15 protein-coding genes and 1 tRNA gene are annotated in these 16,009 nt (G+C 66.0%); 10 read left to right on the forward strand and 6 right to left on the reverse strand.

The annotated features are described in order from the left end of the window. Positions 1-39: 39 nt before the first annotated feature. The gene (locus HTZ84_RS01460) at positions 40-3,810 is read left to right on the forward strand and encodes a PAS domain S-box protein (RefSeq protein ID WP_254611688.1); all 3,771 of its coding nucleotides are present in this window, start codon (positions 40-42) and stop codon (positions 3,808-3,810) included. A gap of 440 nt (positions 3,811-4,250) precedes the next feature. Here the strand turns inward: HTZ84_RS01460 and HTZ84_RS22990 are convergent, their stop codons facing one another. After that, positions 4,251-4,382: a hypothetical protein gene (locus tag HTZ84_RS22990; protein WP_256402100.1), complete on the reverse strand. Its 132-nt coding sequence runs from the start codon at positions 4,380-4,382 to the stop codon at positions 4,251-4,253. 243 nt (positions 4,383-4,625) lie between these two features. Here HTZ84_RS22990 and HTZ84_RS01465 point away from each other — a divergent pair, with 243 nt between their 5' ends. Further along, the gene (locus HTZ84_RS01465) at positions 4,626-5,801 is read left to right on the forward strand and encodes an enolase C-terminal domain-like protein (RefSeq protein ID WP_174679054.1); all 1,176 of its coding nucleotides are present in this window, start codon (positions 4,626-4,628) and stop codon (positions 5,799-5,801) included. Positions 5,802-6,276: 475 nt separating this feature from the next. Here HTZ84_RS01465 and HTZ84_RS01470 read toward each other — a convergent pair. Then, positions 6,277-6,350: transfer RNA gene (locus tag HTZ84_RS01470), tRNA-Tyr, on the reverse strand. Positions 6,351-6,476: 126 nt separating this feature from the next. Here HTZ84_RS01470 and HTZ84_RS01475 point away from each other — a divergent pair. The 4 genes from HTZ84_RS01475 (at position 6,477) to HTZ84_RS01490 (ending at position 9,443) form a co-directional block, all read left to right on the forward strand. After that, the gene (locus HTZ84_RS01475; RefSeq protein WP_174679055.1) at positions 6,477-7,088 is read left to right on the forward strand and encodes a double zinc ribbon domain-containing protein; all 612 of its coding nucleotides are present in this window, start codon (positions 6,477-6,479) and stop codon (positions 7,086-7,088) included. Between the two features lie 196 nt (positions 7,089-7,284). Next, positions 7,285-7,464, forward strand: a complete 180-nt coding sequence (locus HTZ84_RS01480; RefSeq protein ID WP_008894261.1) for a ribbon-helix-helix domain-containing protein — start codon at positions 7,285-7,287, stop codon at positions 7,462-7,464. Between the two features lie 2 nt (positions 7,465-7,466). Beyond that, positions 7,467-8,660, forward strand: a complete 1,194-nt coding sequence (gene ftsZ, locus HTZ84_RS01485; protein ID WP_174679056.1) for a cell division protein FtsZ — start codon at positions 7,467-7,469, stop codon at positions 8,658-8,660. Between the two features lie 360 nt (positions 8,661-9,020). Further along, positions 9,021-9,443 (forward strand): zinc ribbon domain-containing protein, encoded by a 423-nt coding sequence (locus HTZ84_RS01490; protein ID WP_174679057.1) that lies wholly within the window; start codon positions 9,021-9,023, stop codon positions 9,441-9,443. A gap of 23 nt (positions 9,444-9,466) precedes the next feature. Here HTZ84_RS01490 and ncsA read toward each other — a convergent pair whose 3' ends face one another. Then, positions 9,467-10,426, reverse strand: a complete 960-nt coding sequence (ncsA, locus tag HTZ84_RS01495; RefSeq protein WP_174679058.1) for a tRNA 2-thiolation protein NcsA — start codon at positions 10,424-10,426, stop codon at positions 9,467-9,469. A 276-nt stretch (positions 10,427-10,702) separates the two neighbouring features. Here ncsA and HTZ84_RS01500 point away from each other — a divergent pair, with 276 nt between their 5' ends. Further along, positions 10,703-11,587 (forward strand): sensor histidine kinase, encoded by an 885-nt coding sequence (locus tag HTZ84_RS01500; protein ID WP_217468186.1) that lies wholly within the window; start codon positions 10,703-10,705, stop codon positions 11,585-11,587. A 58-nt stretch (positions 11,588-11,645) separates the two neighbouring features. On the opposite strand, the gene HTZ84_RS01505 is transcribed toward HTZ84_RS01500, so the two are convergent. Next, positions 11,646-12,383 (reverse strand): alpha/beta fold hydrolase, encoded by a 738-nt coding sequence (locus HTZ84_RS01505; RefSeq protein WP_174679059.1) that lies wholly within the window; start codon positions 12,381-12,383, stop codon positions 11,646-11,648. Between the two features lie 165 nt (positions 12,384-12,548). Here HTZ84_RS01505 and HTZ84_RS01510 point away from each other — a divergent pair, with 165 nt between their 5' ends. The 3 genes from HTZ84_RS01510 (at position 12,549) to HTZ84_RS01520 (ending at position 14,821) form a co-directional block, all read left to right on the forward strand. Then, positions 12,549-13,214 (forward strand): DUF7095 family protein, encoded by a 666-nt coding sequence (locus HTZ84_RS01510; protein ID WP_174679060.1) that lies wholly within the window; start codon positions 12,549-12,551, stop codon positions 13,212-13,214. A gap of 409 nt (positions 13,215-13,623) precedes the next feature. Then, the gene (locus HTZ84_RS01515; RefSeq protein WP_174679061.1) at positions 13,624-13,830 is read left to right on the forward strand and encodes a DUF2196 domain-containing protein; all 207 of its coding nucleotides are present in this window, start codon (positions 13,624-13,626) and stop codon (positions 13,828-13,830) included. Positions 13,831-13,963: 133 nt separating this feature from the next. Continuing rightward, positions 13,964-14,821 (forward strand): YihY/virulence factor BrkB family protein, encoded by an 858-nt coding sequence (locus tag HTZ84_RS01520; RefSeq protein ID WP_174679062.1) that lies wholly within the window; start codon positions 13,964-13,966, stop codon positions 14,819-14,821. Positions 14,822-14,904: 83 nt separating this feature from the next. On the opposite strand, the gene HTZ84_RS01525 is transcribed toward HTZ84_RS01520, so the two are convergent. Together HTZ84_RS01525 and HTZ84_RS01530 are read right to left on the reverse strand one after the other, a co-directional pair. After that, positions 14,905-15,111: a hypothetical protein gene (locus tag HTZ84_RS01525; RefSeq protein WP_174679063.1), complete on the reverse strand. Its 207-nt coding sequence runs from the start codon at positions 15,109-15,111 to the stop codon at positions 14,905-14,907. Between the two features lie 152 nt (positions 15,112-15,263). After that, positions 15,264-15,926, reverse strand: a complete 663-nt coding sequence (locus HTZ84_RS01530) for an ERCC4 domain-containing protein (RefSeq protein WP_174679064.1) — start codon at positions 15,924-15,926, stop codon at positions 15,264-15,266. Between the last annotated feature and the right edge of the window lie 83 nt (positions 15,927-16,009).

Raw genomic sequence — 16,009 nt, forward strand, 5'->3', positions numbered from 1 at the left:
GCGTGACACTTATCCGACCCGCCGGTCATTTCCGACTATATGAGTGAACGAGTGGAGGCCTCCGACGCGGACTGGGGCGGCGACGCGGAGGCGCTCCAGCAGTTTCGAACGCTGGTGGCGACCGTCGACGGCGGCGTCTGCCGGCTCGATACTGACAATCGCTTCGTCGCGGTCGACGACGACTTCCGCGAACTGGTCGGCTACGAGCGCGACGAGCTCCGCGGCGAACACGTCTCCTTCGTCCTCTCCGAGACCGACAGCGAGCGCCTCGAGGAGCGACTCGCGACGAGCGACCGACGGGGTGAGCCGTTCGATCTCGAGATGACGGTCCACACGGTCGAGGGCGAATCGATCCCGTGCGAGGTCCGAATCGGGCCGCTGGTCGACGACGGCGAGTTGCAGGGGACCGTCGGCGTCGTCCGGGACGTCGGCGAGCGACTGCGGCGACGACAGCGCGACCGCGAACTGGAACAGTACCGAGCGATCACGGCGGCGGCCAGCGACGTGATCGTCACGGTCGACGAGGAGAGCACGATTCGAACGATCAACCCCGCAGTCGAGACCGTCTTCGGCTACGAACCGGACGACCTCGTCGGCGAATCGCTGACGACGCTCATGCCGGACCGACTGGTCGACCGGCACTACGAGGCGCTGGCGCGGTATCTGGCGGGCGCCGAACGGACGCTCGACTGGGAGTTCGTCGAACTGCCGGGGGTTCGCGCCGACGGCACCGAGATCCCGCTGGAAGTCTCGTTCAGCGAGGTCGAGTACGACGACGAGCGATACTTCACCGGCATCATCCGCGACGTCTCCGAGCGAGAGGCCCGTAAGCGGGAACTCCGGCGGAAGGAGCGACGGTACGCGGCGGTCTTCGAGGACCCGAACATCCTCGTGGGCCTGCTCGAGCCCGACGGGACGGTCCTCGACATCAACGGGACGGCCATGGAGTACATCGACGCCGACTTAGAGGACGTGACCGGCGAGCCGTTCTGGGAGACGCCGTGGTGGGGCGAGGGCGACGACGTCGGGGACGACGTCAAACGGTGGACCGAGCGGGCCGCGGCCGGCGAGTACGTCGACTTCGAGACCGATCTCACTCGCCCCGACGGCCGGCGGTACACCCTGAGCGGCTACTTCAGGCCCGTCACGAACGACGACGGCGACGTCGTCTCCATTATCGTCTCCGACCGCGACGTCACCGAGCGCGAGGAACGCGAACGCGAACTCGAACTGTTTCGAACCCTGCTCGATCACTCCACCGACAGCGTGCTGGTGGTCGACCCCGAGACGGGCCGGTATCTCGACGTCAACGACACCGCCTGCGAGCGGCGGGGGTACTCCCGCTCTGAGTTCCTCGAGCTCACGGTTCCCGATCTCGAGACCGAGATTCCCGATCGCGAGGCGTGGCGGTCGTTCGTCGAGGAGCTGCGCGCTGAGGGGCGGCTCACCTTCGACGGGGCCCACCGGCGCAAGGACGGTTCCACCTACCCCGTGGAGGTCAACGCCGCCCACGTCGAACTCGACCGGGAGTACGTCATCGCCGTCGCCCGCGACGTCACCGAGCGCCGCGAGTACGAGCGTAAACTCGAGAAACGCGAGCGACAGCTCTCGACGCTGATTGACAACGTCCCCGGGATGGTCTACCGCTGTCGCAACGAGCGGGACTGGCCGATGGAGTTCGTCAGCGACGCCTGCGAGTCGCTGACCGGATACGCACCCGACGCGCTCGAGAGAGGCGACGTGAGCTGGGGCGAGGACGTCATGCTCGATGAGGACCGCCAGAGGACGTACGAAACCGTCCAGCAGGCGGCGGACGAGGCGGAGATCTTCTCGGAAACGTACCGAATCGAGACCGCCGACGGCGAGCGGCGATGGGTCAGGGACTACGGCCGCAGCGTCGTCGACGACGAGGGGGACTTCGTCGAGGGAATCATCGCCGACGTCACCGAACGCAAGGAACGCGAGCGCGAACTCGAGCAGTACCGCCGGATCGTGGAGACGATCGACGAGGGGGTCTACGTCCTCGACGGCGAGAGGCGGTTCATCACGGTCAACGAGGCGTTCGCGTCGATGCTGGGGACCGACCGGGAGTCGCTGATCGGCACCCACGCGTCGGTCGCGTTCGGCGAGGACCAGGTCTCGAAGGGCGACGACCTCCAGCGGGAGATCCTCGCGGGCGAGACCGCCGTCGCCGAACTCGAGGAACAACTCCTGACCGACGGCGAGCCGATCCCGGTCGTGAGTCGGTTTCAGCCGCTGGAGATCGGCGACGGCGTCGGTCGCGTCGGCGTCGTCCGCGACGTCACCGACCGCAACCAGCGCAAACGCGAACTCGAGCGGTACGCGGAGCAACTCGAGACCCTCTTCGAGGTGCTTCCGGTCGGCGTCGTCGTCGCGGAGGCCGACGGCGAGATCGTCGAGGCCAACGACGTCGCCCACGAGATCTGGGGCGGCGACGTCTTCGACGCAGACTCCGTCGACGAGTACGAACGGTATCCGGTGCGGTGGGCCAACTCGGGAGAGCCGGTCGCCCCCGAAGAGATGACGCTGGCCCGGGTCACCGCCGGTGAGGAGGTTACCGAGCCCGACGTCGTCGAAATCGACGCCGCCGACGGCGCCAAACGGATCGTCGAACTCGAGGGGATGCCGGTCCGCGACGAGGACGGCACGGTGACCCGCGGGGTCGTCACCATGATCGACGTCACCGAGCGTCGGGAGGCTCAACGTCGGCTCGCTGAGTCAGAGCGACTCTACCGGACGCTGGCCGAACACTTCCCGAACGGGACGGTCGGCGTTTACGACCACGATCTCCGATACACGCTGGCGGCCGGCGAGAAGGTCGGCGACCCCGCACCCAGCGCGGACGAGATCGAGGGGACGAGGATGCCGGATCTCTACCCCGACGACGCCGTGGAAGACCTCGAACCGCTGTTCCGGGCCGCCGTCGAGGACGGCGAGTCCGGCAGCACCCGGGCCGATGTCGTCGGCCGCCACTGGAAGGTGTGGGCGACGCCGCTACGGGACGCCGACGGCGAGATCTTCGCCGGCCTGAGCTTCGCACAGGACATCACCGAGCGGATCGAGCGCGAGCGCCGCCTCGAGGAACTGGTCGAGCGACTCGAGGAGTCGAACGAGCGCCTCCAGCAGTTCGCCTACGCCGCCAGCCACGACCTGCAGGAGCCCCTGCGGATGGTCTCGAGCTACCTGCAACTGCTCGAGAGTCGGTACGGGGACGACCTCGACGAGGACGGGCGGGAGTTCATCGAGTTCGCGGTCGACGGCGCCGACCGCATGCGCGCGATGATCGACGGCCTGCTCGAGTACTCCCGGGTCGATACGCGAGGCGACCCCCTCGAGCCGGTCGCTCTGGACGACGTGCTCGAGGAGGTCCTCGCCGACCTGCAGTTCACGATCGAGGAGCACGACGCCGAAATCCACAGTGAGCCGCTGCCCCGCGTCGACGGCGACACCGACCAGTTGCGCCAACTCCTCCAGAACCTGCTGGACAACGCCATCGAGTACAGCGGCGACGAGCCGCCCCGGATCGAGATTTCCGCCGAGCGCCGCGGCGACGAATGGACGGTTTCGGTCGCAGACGAGGGAATCGGTCTCGAGGCCGAGGATCAGGAGCGGATCTTCGACGTCTTCCAGCGCCTCCACAGCCGCGACGAACACGCCGGAACCGGAATCGGGCTGGCGCTGTGCGAGCGGATCGTCGAGCGCCACGGCGGCGAGATCTGGGTCGACGCCGAGCCCGGCGAAGGGGCGACGTTCTCGTTTACGCTGCCGGCGGCCGACGACGCGGCGTAACGCTCTGCCCGTGGATCGGTTGCGGTTATGTCGGGCCGCCGTCGGACGACGCTCTCGGCCACCGCAGGCCGTCCCGTTACCACCGCCGTCGACATTCGTCCGACGAGTCGAGAACGGATCTCGCCGTCGACGGGTGCGGGTCGCGATCGACGACACAGGCGTTCAGGCGACTCCCGTCGAAAGCAAGAGTATGATGCACGCTGGCGACGATCACCTCGGGATCGGGCAGGCTAGAACCCCCTCTCGAGTTGATGATCTGGAATATTTGGGCACGTTTACTGCTGTGTGTTAACTAGTGTCGTAGAGTTAAAGGGCAACGGCTCCTAAGAGGAAAGCGGGCTGGAGCGAACCACCACTATCACCTACCACTCCAGCCCGTTCTACCATTCAATAGACATATCATTAATAGTTCTGCCTACTGCTAGCAAGCATCTCGCTACTCACTCGAAGGGGCGACGATCGCAGGCGACGGCGTCGACGTCGCGGCCGCGCTCGCGGTTCCGGGCGACCGTCACCGATCCCCCGTGTGCAATCTGTACTCGCGCGAACTGAGAATTCAGTTCGAATTTCACGCTGCTCGAGCACACGGCGAACGTGGGAATCGGTCGCTTGACGGGCGGGATGGACGACGGCGTCCGACCCGCGTGTCATACAGTTCGCGCGCCGAGACGAACTCGGACATCGCTCGCCTCCCTGCCGCCGAGGTCTTCGGGTCGGGAAACCTGTTCGCACACGCTTTCTGAAACTACCCGACAAGCGGTAAATATCGGGCGCAGACGGAGCGCTTAAGCGACTCTGTTCGGATTGGTGGGAGCATGGCCCCTGAGATTACGCGCATCGAGACGATGGAGTTCGAGTATCCGCTCGAGGACCTGGGAACGGACGGCAACGGCTTCAACCTGGTGTACGAACCGGGTTCCACCCTCCAGGCGACCCAACTCGCGCTCAAGGTTCACACCGACGTCGACGTCACCGGCGAGTACGTTCTCGTCACGTCGACCGCGCCCGACCAGATCGAGACGTACGCGGAGTACCTCGTCGGGAAGAATCCCCTGAAGCGCGAGCGCCACTGGAGCGAGATCAAGCGCGCGCTCCGGAAGTACGACCGGATGGGGATCGGGCCGCTCGATATCGCGTTGTGGGACTTCGCCGGCAAGTACTACGACGCGCCGATCCACGAGCTGCTCGGCACCTACCGGACTGAATTTCCGGCCTACGCCTCCACCTACCACGGCGACGAGAACGGGGGCCTCGACTCGCCGGAGGCGTTCGCGGACTTCGCTGAGGAGTGTCTCGAGATGGGGTACCGGGGGTTCAAGATCCACGGCTGGGGCGGCAGCGACGAGGCTCGCGACATCCAGCGGGAAGTCGAGACCGTCCACGCCGTCGGCGAGCGCGTCGGCGACGAGATGGATCTCATGTTCGATCCGGCCTGCGAGTACGAGACCTTCGCGGACGCGCTCAAGGTCGGCCGCGCCTGCGACGACCACGACTTCTTCTGGTACGAGGATCCCTACCGCGACGGCGGCATCTCCCAGCACGGCCACCGGAAACTCGGCGAGATGCTCGAGACGCCGCTTCTCCAGACCGAACACGTCCGCGGGCTGGAACCCCACGCGGACTTCGTCGTCAACGACGCGACCGACTTCGTCCGGACCGATCCCGAGTACGACGCCGGCATCACCGGCGCGATGAAAGTCGTTCACATGGCCGAGGCGTTCGGGCTGGACGTCGAGTTCCACGCGCCCGGACCGGCTCACCGCCACTGTATCGCCGCCACGCGGAATACGAATTACTACGAACTCGCGCTGGTCCATCCCGACTGCGACAACACCACGCCGCCCCTCTACGAGGGCGGGTACTCCGACCAACTCGAGGCCATCGACGAGAACGGTCGCGTCGAAGTTCCCGACGGCCCCGGACTCGGCGTCGACTATGACTGGGACTACATCGAGGACAACCTGACCGGTGACGTCCACGTCTTCGATTGAGCCGCCACTTTCTCCGTACGGCCGGTAGAACGGAGACGAATACCTCCAGTCGACTTTCGGCGTTATTGGAGACGATCGAAGAGCATCTCCTAACAGTGTCTGACGGCCAACTCACTATCTACGTTTGCGCGCTGTGACTGACGTGTCCAAACCGACTCGAGGTTCGCTTTTCCAGATTCCAGCGGCTCGCTACGTTCGCCGGTTGAAATGTGGAAACGTCCGTCCTCCCCGATTTGAACAGCTGAGAGACGGTCTCGCTCGCTTCGCTCGCGAGCGTGCGACTCTCATGTTCGAATCGTGTCGGGATCTCCGTTTCGGGATTCCAGCGACTCGCGCCGCTCGTCGTTTTGAATCCCAAAAAGTCCGCCCTCCCCGATTTGAACGGAGTGAGACGTTCCGGGCGTGCGGCGCTTCGCGCCGTTCCGGGGCTGCGACTCACAAGCTCAAATCGTGTCGGTCGGATTTTCGGAGAAAATCCGCCCTCCCCGATTTGAACGGGGGACAAGTCGATCTACAGTCGACTGCTCTACCAGTCTGAGCTAAGGGCGGGCGTACCTCAACATAGTCGCCGTCGGTCACATAAGGGTTATTATTCGCGTCGGTGCGACCGCCGTGTCTTACAGCGCGATCAACATGATTGATATAGTTGGAGTATCAATACTCGCGTAGCTCCGAATGAGTAAAATCACGTTCCGCGCCGACGACGACCTCGTCGACGAACTCGAGGCGCTCGAGATCTCCAAGAGCGAAGCGATGCGAGAGGCGCTGCGCTCGTATCTCGGGGCCGACGGACGGTCGGAACGTGACGGCGCGGCGAACGAGGCCAGCACGGGCGCGATCGACGACCTGATCCGCCGGCGGGTCGACGAACGGATCGACGAACGCCTTCGGGAGCTAGACCGAGGCGCCCGCACGCGCGACCGCCGCGGACCGAACGAGATCTCCGTCACCGTTTCGCTCGCGGACGACGCCCGCGACGGGCGGCCGGAAGCCGCGGGCGACCGCGCGCGCAGCGTCACCCATCAGTCGGACGATCCGGTCGAGGACACCGCCCCCGCCAGTACCGACGAGCAGTCGGCGGTGGACGACGACGGTCCCGTCCAGTGTGGACAGTGTGGCGAGCCGGTCGCGGACGACCACGTCTTCTGTCCCAACTGCGGAGAGAAGGCGTCGCGACGGCTGTTCTGTGAGTGCGGTGACGAGGTCCGTTCGGACTGGTCGTTCTGTCCCGGCTGCGGTCGTCGGACGCCGGCGGCGGACGTGCTCGGACGTGACACTCCGTCATAAGGACCTGTGTAAGACACGGATAGTCGCGTCCGACGAAAGTTTTATTGTGTATGGCAGTATTCCACTTATTCGCGTAAGACGGTCGTCTTACAACGGTCGGCAAACGCCGAAAAACGCCCGATCTCGGGCGGCTCCGTGTAAGACACGTCGCGTCTGACAGGGGCGCGCGCCGTCTTACCCCAAGGGGAATACAACAATGGAGCGTGTGACACTGCGAATTCCGAAACAGCAGATCGAGGAGGTCGAACAACTGGTCGACTCGGGCGAGTTCCCGAACCGGAGCGAAGCGATCCGGTCGGCCGTTCGCGAGATGATCAACGAACAGAGCGACGGACCGAGCGAGCAGTCCGGCAAACACAACTGGGCCAAGGTGTAACGATGCAGGATATCGTTCAAGACGCACTCGAAAACGCCGAACAGGAGTCCCGGGAGATGGAAGACATGGACGAGGACGAGTTCGGCGACCCCCGAATCGTCATCGTCGGTTGCGGCGGTGCGGGTAACAACACGATCAACCGGCTGTACAACATCGGCGTCGACGGTGCCGACACCGTGGCTATCAACACGGACAAGCAGCACCTGAAGATGATCGAGGCCGACACGAAGATCCTGGTCGGCAAGTCCCTCACTAACGGGCTCGGCGCGGGTGGCGACCCATCGATGGGCGAACGCGCGACCGAGATGGCCCAGAGCACGATCAAGGAGGTCCTCGGCGACGCGGACCTCGTGTTCGTGACCGCCGGGATGGGCGGCGGAACCGGTACCGGCGCCGCTCCCGTCGTCTCCAAGATCGCCAAGGAACAGGGTGCGATCGTCGTCGGTATGGTCTCGACGCCGTTCAATGTCGAACGTGCGCGGACGGTCAAGGCCGAGGAAGGCCTCGAGAAGCTGCGAGATCAGGCCGACTCGATCATCGTCCTCGACAACAACCGGCTGCTGGACTACGTTCCGAACCTCCCGATCGGCAAGGCGTTCTCGGTGATGGACCAGATCATCGCCGAGACCGTCAAGGGTATCTCGGAGACGATCACCCAGCCCTCGCTGATCAACCTGGACTACGCCGACATGTCGACGATCATGAACCAGGGCGGCGTCGCCGTCATGCTGGTCGGCGAAACCCAGGACAAGAACAAGACCGACGAGGTCGTCAAGGACGCGATGAACCACCCGCTGCTGGACGTCGACTACCGCGGCGCAAGCGGCGGACTGGTCCACATCACCGGCGGCCCCGACCTCACGCTGAAAGAGGCCGAGGGCATCGCGGACAACATCACCGAGCGCCTCGAGGCCTCGGCGAACGTCATCTGGGGCGCGCGGATCCAGGACAACTACAAGGGCAAGGTGCGGGTTATGGCGATCATGACCGGCGTCCAGAGCGCGCAGGTGCTCGGTCCGACGACCCAGAAGCAGGCCGACAAGTCCCGCAAGAGCATCGAGGGATTCAACCAGGCCGACTTCGACGCGAGCAACAACGTCGAGGAAGCGGGCTCGCGGACGCGAGGCTCCAACGCGCACAGCGACGGCGGCCGCGAAGAGGTCGAGAAACAGCACGGCGTCGACGTGATCCGGTAATCGACGCGCCGCGCGCGAGCGCTGCTCGAACCGCCACTGCGACGGCATCGACGCACCTGACACACCATCCGCCGTCCGCGGCAGGCGGTCCGCGATACGACACACCACTCACCACTACTCGCGGATCGATCGACGGATCGGATCCGTTTTTCGGCGTTCGTCTCGAGTCCCCGAGTGACGAGTCTCGAGAACGATCGCAGTCGCTTTATCACCCGTTTACGACCGTATACGACGGTAGGCCTCCAGATCCGCCTACGGGCGAACGAGTCGGATCCCCGTAGCGTCGGTCGCTCGGCGACAGTACCGGGCGGAGTGCCGTCGCCGGAACGCATTAGTTGGATTGCGGACACGAGAGCTAGTATGTCCCTCCGACTCGCCCTGCAGGTCGTCGGCGCCCTCGTCGTCGGCTATCTCCTCTTCGTGACGATCGTCGCGATGGGGCCGATCGGCTGGGCGATATTCGTGCCGCTGCTCGCGATCGGCACCGTGCAAGTGTACCGAAACCGGACGCGAGACGACGGGAGCGCCGGATCGCCTAACTACTGCCCTAACTGCGGTTCGGCTCTCGAGTACGACAGTGTCGGTGAGGAAACGGACGACGGCGGGTGGGCGGTCCGCTACTGTCCGGACTGCGGCGCACCGCTGGGTTCCGACGGAGACGCGGATCGCGACGGCCGCGCGGACGAGACGAGCGGCGCCGAGCGGCCGGCGAACTGTCCGGATTGCGGCGCGCCGAACGATCCGGACCGCACGACGTGTGACTACTGCGATACCGCCCTCTGACGCTCGTTTCCGTTCGAGTCAGTTCAGACCAGCGACTCGAGCAGCGAGCACTTCCGACAGATCTCGCGGGTCGTCGTCGAACCGCATTCGGTGCACTCGCGCAGTTCGGCGCCGTCGTCGCCGCTGAACTCGTCGGCGGCGATCGCGGCCAGATCCTCGTAGCCCGCGAGGATCGAGTGGCGGGTGCCGGGGTGGTTCTCCTCTAACTCGTAGAGCAACTGCTGGATCTCGCCGCGGTAGGCCTCGCTCGCGTGGGGACACTCCGTGATGTGGGCCGGGAGGTCGTTTACGTGGGCGTAGAGTGCGACCTCCTTTTCGGGGACGTCCCGAAGCGGCTTTGCACGCGGAACGAACTCACTCTGTTCCTCGCGCTCGGAGAGGGCGCCGAGGCTGGCGTCGAAGTGTTTCGCGATCTGTTCGACGTCGCCCTCGAGGAAGTTCATCAGCGCCGTCTGGGCCTCGTCGTCGAGATTGTGGCCGGTCAGCAGGAGGTCGGCCTCGAGGTTCTCGGCGTACTTCTCCAGGAGGTCCCGGCGGAAGACGCCGCAGTAGGCGCAGGCGGCCATGTTCTCGGGGTCGTCCTCGACGACGTCGTCCATCCGGACGCCGAACTCCTCCTCGTAGGAGACGAGTTCGTGGCGGATCCCCAGGTCGTCGGCGAGTTCGACGCAGGCGTCGACCGACTTGTCGCGGTAGCCCTCGATCCCCTCGTGGATCGTCAGGCCGACGAGTTCGATACGCGGATCCTCGGCGAACGTGTCGTGGAGGATCTGCGTCAGGACGACGCTGTCCTTGCCGCCGGAGAGGCCGATCACCCACGTCTGGGGGTTCTCGGGGGTCGCGTCTCGCGGAACCAGATCGTCCCGGCGCACCCGGCGGCGCACTCGCTTCTCGACCGACTCGCGGAAGTGATCCGCACAGAGGTGTGCCCCGGAGTAGGCGGCGTGCATCACCGCCTCCTCGTCACACCGATTACAGTCCATCGCCGCCACCTTACCGACGAACGCGTATGTCCGTTTCGTCTTTTCGTCCCCCGGCCGCCCCGCTCCCGCGCCGTCGTGTCGAGAAGCTCTTTCGCGAGACCGGAAGCGGACGGGTATGACGGCGTCCGACGGGTTATCGCCGACCGACGACCGGCCGATCGACGCGTTCGACGACGGCGACGGGAAAAGTCTTTAATGCTAGTCAGACAGTCTCAAACATATCGGGGGAGAGCGTCGACGAGTGCCGCCGATTGCAGCCGAACACACCATGGAACGATGATCGGTCGACTCCAGAGCGCCGTTGGAATCGCGTTCACGTACCTTTTCGTCGGGACGTCGTGGATCGTCGTCACCGATTACGTCGTGCTGGGACTGATCGGCGATCCGCAGACGACGGCGCGGCTCCAGACCGCGAAGGGCTGGGTCTTCGTCGTCGGCTCGACCTGCCTGGTCTACGCGCTCGTGCGCTCGAATCAGCGACGCCACGAGCGGACGACCGACCGACTCGAGCACGCGCTCCAGCAGACGAGCGTCCTGCACCGACTCCTGCGGCACAACCTGCGGAACAACTGTAACGTCATCCGGGGTAACGCCGAACTCCTCGAGGCGAACGACGAGGTTCCGGCGGACGTCGACCCGTACCTCGAGGAGATCAAACACCAGACGGATCGACTGGTCGAACTCGGATCCAAGACGCGGTGTCTCCGGGACGCCGTCCTCGACGGGGACGAGCCGGTCCGCCGACTGGACCTCACCGCGGCGATCGACGCCGTCGTCGACGACGTCCGCGATCGCTATCCGTCGGCGACCATCGAGACCGACCGTCCCGAAGTGTGTTCCGTTCGGACGACGCCGAAGATCGAACGCGCGTTCCGGGAACTGCTCGACAACGCAATCGAACACAGCGAGCGGGCGGATCCCGCGGTTCGCATCGCAGTTCGGCGAACGCGCGAGGGCGTCGATGTCGTCGTCGCCGACGACGGCCCCGGACTGCCGGCGACCGAGCGAACCGTCCTCGAGGAGGGGATCGAGTCGCCGATGATCCACTCGGAGGGGCTGGGCCTCTGGATCGTTCGGACGATCGTCGTGCAGGCCGGCGGGAGCGTCGAACTGGTCGAGGAGTCGCAGGGAACGACCATCGTGCTCTCGCTTCCGGACTGAGCGGACTCGAGCGAGACCGTCGCGAACCCGTCGTCGTACGACGGGCGAGCCGCGGCCTTCAGGCCGGCACCGGATCCGCTTCTTCTTCGGACTCGTCGTCCTCGACGGCCGCGGCACCGTCCTCGAGGGCGGCGAGCAGGGTCTCGACGTGGCGGTCGCGGCTCGCGGAGGAGAACAGCTCGTGGCCGCCGTCGTAGAGCACGACGTGTTCGGCGGGGACGCGCTCGCCGATCGGCCGGAGGCTAATCACGGGGTCGCGCAGCGAGCAGAAGACGACCGCGTCGTGGTCGATCGTCAGCAGTTCCTCCTGGGCGCGGCGCGTCTCGCGGACGAACGCCGGCGAGACCCAGTTCGGCGTCGTCTCGAGCTGGTGGTCGGTGGCCTCCTCGCCGATCGCCTCGCGGTCGAGCCCGGACACCGGGAGACAGGGCAGCGTCGTCGGTAGCTTCGAGACGGCCTCGAGCAGCGGCTCGGGGACCGTCTCGCCGTAGCCCCACCACGGGCTCAGGTAGACGTGGTTGTCCGCGCCGTCCAGGGCCTGGGCGATCAGCGCGCCAGCGCTGTGGCCGAGCAGTTGGTACTCCTCTAGGTCGCGGACGTACTCGGCGATCGGCTCGAGCCAGTCGGCTTTGAAGTCGTCGATGTTCGTCGGGAGTTCGAAGGCGTGGACCCGGTAGCCGGCCTCGGTCAGCGTCCCGATGAGCCAGCTGACGTTCTCGTGGGTCCAGCGGTTGCCCCAGCCCATGACGAACACGAGTTCCTCGTCGCCGTCCTCGTTGAAGATCCGGTGTCGCATGGGATTCCGTTCGCCGGGAACCGATAAAAAAGGTCCTCTCCTGACACAACCGCCGCGGCCGGCTCGAGTCTCGAGCGACGATCGACGGCTCCGCCGCCCGTCGCCCGCCGCGGTCTCGAGGCTCCGAAGAAACCGTTTTGCGACTCGAGCCCGCACGTACGCGTCATGAATGGATTTGACCGCGACGACGCGGTCGACCGCCTCGAAGCCCTCGTCGACACCGTCGAGAGCGAGCGCATGCCGGTTCCGGTCCGGGAAGTGTGGGCCTTCGGCGACGTCGCGCTCGGGCTCGATCCCGTCGAGCGACTGGACGTCTACGTGACCAAGGACGTACTGATGCGCGACGACAGCGGCGATAGCGAGGTCGACGCCGACGAACTCGCCGCCGAGTACGATATCGAGGGGATCGGCAAGTCCGTCCGGGCCGACTGGGCGGCCGCGCATCCGGAGTACCTGCGGGCCAACGCCAACGGCCACGCCGCCCCCGAGCAGTGTCTCGCCGCCCACCTGCTGGGCGACGACGAGCCGATCCACCTCGAGGTCTGTAACTCGCCGTTCGAGGACAACGTCACCCAGCGGCTGCGCGGAGCGCAACTGCGCGAGGATTACACCCAGTTACTCGACCCCCGCGGCGTCTGTCTCTGGGCCGACGGCACCACGAGCGAGGAGGCGTTTCGCAAGCTCCGGGAGAGCGAACTGGCGCTGCCGACGCTCTCGCAGGCCCTCGAGATGCTCGGGCTCGAGGAAGCCGACGCCGAGACCGCGGCCCAGGAGCTTCACGCCTGGCGCGAACAGCAGGACGGCGTGACCGTCCGCGGCGACGTCGTCTGAATTCGATCGATCGAGGTTTCGTTCGAATTGGCGCGTCGCTCGGATGGACTCGAACTGCGACTGTAGGATTGAACTTCGATTGATGCAGCGAGTTGAACGAAACCGAGCGGACACTGCAACCACTATCGTGGCAACGGGGAAGTGCCACTCCCTCCCCAACCGATTCGCTCACTCCGAGGCTCACGGCTTGCGCCGTTCGCTTCACCGCGGCGCGTAGCGCCGCGCTCCGCTCGCTCATCCCTCGCGCACTTTCGTCGATCGCCTCGCTCTCGCTCGGTCCGATCGACAGCGCGCGCCACCGCCGACCGGGTGTTCAGGTCGACGCCATCCGTCGGTCACCGCGAGCGAGCGACCGGCTCCGACGACTGCAGGCACTACGCTTTTCGACGCGACCGACCCACCATCGCCCATGTCCAACGAACGACCGACAGCCGAGGAACTGCGACAGGGCGTCACCGTCGAGATCGTACAGGGCGATCAGGACGTCGAGTCGACGGACACGGAACCGATCGTCGGCGAAGTCGGGACGATCTACGGCGACGACCCGCAGGGGCCGGAGGTCGAACTGAAAAGCGGCGTCGTCGGCCACGTACAGGCCATTCGCCACGACGAGTAGCCGCTGTCGCTCGAGTCCTTTTTTTCTCGCGACGCTTCCGTCGTACACCTGAAGACGGCGTCCGCTCCCGTGCCCGTCGGAAGACGTAATCTGCCGGCCGAATCCATTTCCGACCGATCGTTGAGGTCGGGATATGGCCGACTCGAGTCATCTCGCGCTCGTTCGTGACGTCGTCGCGGTCGCTCACGAACGCCAGCTCAGCGTCACGGCCGCGGGACTTGCCTACCACGCGTTCAACACGCTCGTCCCGCTGGTCATCCTGGCGCTGGTCGCTGTCTCGCTCGTCGACGGCCTCGAGCCGCTGGTGTCGACGCTCGAGACGGCGGCCGGACTCGAGGGGACGGTGACCGGCGGCGGCCTCGAGGGGATGACCGAGGGCAGCGCTCGGACGCGGGCGGCGCTGCTCGCCGTGGCGGTCCTGCTCTGGAGCGCCGTTCGACTGTTTCAGGCGATAAACAGCGCGTTCACCGTGGTCTACGACGTCCCGAAGGACGAGTCGTACGTGGCGACGGCGGCGACGGTCACGCTCGTGACGGCCCTCTACACCGTCCTCGTGACGGCGACGTTCGCGGTCGGCGTCGCGTTGGTCACCGTCGTTGGAATCAGTCTCTCGGTGGTCGTCAACGGCGGCTGGACGACGGCCGGCAGCACGCTGCTGCTGGCCGGCCTGCTGCTCGCGGTCTTCTTCCCGATGTACTACCTGTTCCCCCAGCCCGACGTCTCGGTCGGCGAGGTGCTCCCCGGGACGGCCTTCGCGGCGGTCTCATGGACCGTCCTGGCCGTCGGCTTTCGGTTCTACGTCTCGACCTCCGAGAGCGTCGCCCTGTTCGGGATCGCCGGCGCCGTCCTGTTGATCCTGACGTGGGTGTACCTGGGCGGGCTCTGTCTCCTGCTCGGAGCCGTCCTCAACGCCGTCCGCGCGGGTCACGTCGATCCCGAAGAGAAGTGGGTTCCGATGGAGACGGCGTGGCCGGTCGATCGAACCGACTAGACGCCGGATTCGATCCGCGTCGCTCGGTGCGCCTCGAGTCAGGTACTACGGCTCGGCTACAACCGCCGTCGGCCCCGCGGACGTCACGAGTCGGATATCTGGTCCTGCGATTCGTACCACCCTGCGGCGATCAGCGAGAGCACCAGCAGCGAGACGCCCGTGACGACGCCGGAACTCACCCGGTCGCCGATTCCGACGTCGACGAGGCCGCTGCTGGCCAGGACGGCACCGATCGCGATCGCGGTCGCGCCACCGGTCAGTAGCAGTAAGCGGTCTCGAAAACCAACCATCGCGTCAGCCCGTAGCCAGTCGGCCGGGATAAGGGGCCGGCCTGAGTCTGAACGGTCCGGTAGCCGCGTTAGAATGTCACACGCCGGTGGTGCCGACGCGATCGAACCGTACGATCCGCGCTCCTGCCCGCTGATCGCCGCTCGCTGCGGCGTTACTCCGGGCGTCCGTCCTCGCGAAACGCGGCGTCGATCGTCCGCGCCCGCCGCTCGCCGATTCCCTCGATCTCTGTGAGTTCCTCGAGGGAGGCCTCGAGCAGCGACTCGACGGTGGGATAGCGCTCGTAGAGCGTCGCGGCGAGTTCGGGACCGATCCCCTCGATACAGCCGTACATCCGCTTGGTCGTGGGTTCGCGACGGCTCGGTACGGAACCGACCGGGAGCCGACGGCTCGAGGGCTCCTCGACGTGCTTTCGCCCCAATCGGATCGCGTAGTCGACGAGGTGCGCGCGGTCCGTACAGGGGACGACCGGCACCTCGTGGCGGGCCGTGATCGAGGCCATCGAGCCCCGGACCGACTCGGGGGAGACGGCCGTCCGCAGGGTCGCGAGATCGGCGAAATCGCCCTCGAGGAGGACGTAAGAGTGGTCGTACGCGGCGGCCATGCGCTCGACCTGATCGGTGAGATCCGATCCCGAGCGACCCATCGCGCTGTCGACGTAGTCCCGCAGGGTCTTGCGTTCGATACCGACCGAATCGATCGCGAGGTCGCCGGTCGACAGCCGGTCGACGACGACCTCCGTCACGTCGGGGTGGTCGCGGACGGCCTCGACGAGGCCCGCGGGCTCCCGATCGTCGACGGTGACGGCGACGCGCATGGCTGCTACCAGGGCCTCGAGACGGGAACGCGTATCGGTCCGTCGCCTCGCACGGGCCGAGGAGAAGCGATGGATTCTATCGC

Source organism: Haloterrigena gelatinilytica (genome assembly GCF_013342145.1).
Lineage (GTDB): Archaea > Halobacteriota > Halobacteria > Halobacteriales > Natrialbaceae > Haloterrigena > Haloterrigena gelatinilytica.

What these genes read in the sequence shown, in the direction of transcription:
- ftsZ (WP_174679056.1), top strand. Translation starts at nt 7,467, where the DNA reads ATGCAGGATATCGTTCAAGACGCACTCGAAAACGCCGAACAGGAGTCC.
- HTZ84_RS01515 (WP_174679061.1), top strand. Translation starts at nt 13,624, where the DNA reads ATGTCCAACGAACGACCGACAGCCGAGGAACTGCGACAGGGCGTCACC.
- HTZ84_RS01505 (WP_174679059.1), bottom strand. Translation starts at nt 12,383, where the DNA reads ATGCGACACCGGATCTTCAACGAGGACGGCGACGAGGAACTCGTGTTC.
- HTZ84_RS01520 (WP_174679062.1), top strand. Translation starts at nt 13,964, where the DNA reads ATGGCCGACTCGAGTCATCTCGCGCTCGTTCGTGACGTCGTCGCGGTC.
- HTZ84_RS01525 (WP_174679063.1), bottom strand. Translation starts at nt 15,111, where the DNA reads ATGGTTGGTTTTCGAGACCGCTTACTGCTACTGACCGGTGGCGCGACC.
- HTZ84_RS01490 (WP_174679057.1), top strand. Translation starts at nt 9,021, where the DNA reads ATGTCCCTCCGACTCGCCCTGCAGGTCGTCGGCGCCCTCGTCGTCGGC.
- HTZ84_RS01460 (WP_254611688.1), top strand. Translation starts at nt 40, where the DNA reads ATGAGTGAACGAGTGGAGGCCTCCGACGCGGACTGGGGCGGCGACGCG.
- HTZ84_RS01475 (WP_174679055.1), top strand. Translation starts at nt 6,477, where the DNA reads ATGAGTAAAATCACGTTCCGCGCCGACGACGACCTCGTCGACGAACTC.
- HTZ84_RS01500 (WP_217468186.1), top strand. Translation starts at nt 10,703, where the DNA reads ATGATCGGTCGACTCCAGAGCGCCGTTGGAATCGCGTTCACGTACCTT.
- HTZ84_RS01480 (WP_008894261.1), top strand. Translation starts at nt 7,285, where the DNA reads ATGGAGCGTGTGACACTGCGAATTCCGAAACAGCAGATCGAGGAGGTC.
- ncsA (WP_174679058.1), bottom strand. Translation starts at nt 10,426, where the DNA reads ATGGACTGTAATCGGTGTGACGAGGAGGCGGTGATGCACGCCGCCTAC.
- HTZ84_RS01510 (WP_174679060.1), top strand. Translation starts at nt 12,549, where the DNA reads ATGAATGGATTTGACCGCGACGACGCGGTCGACCGCCTCGAAGCCCTC.
- HTZ84_RS01530 (WP_174679064.1), bottom strand. Translation starts at nt 15,926, where the DNA reads ATGCGCGTCGCCGTCACCGTCGACGATCGGGAGCCCGCGGGCCTCGTC.
- HTZ84_RS01465 (WP_174679054.1), top strand. Translation starts at nt 4,626, where the DNA reads ATGGCCCCTGAGATTACGCGCATCGAGACGATGGAGTTCGAGTATCCG.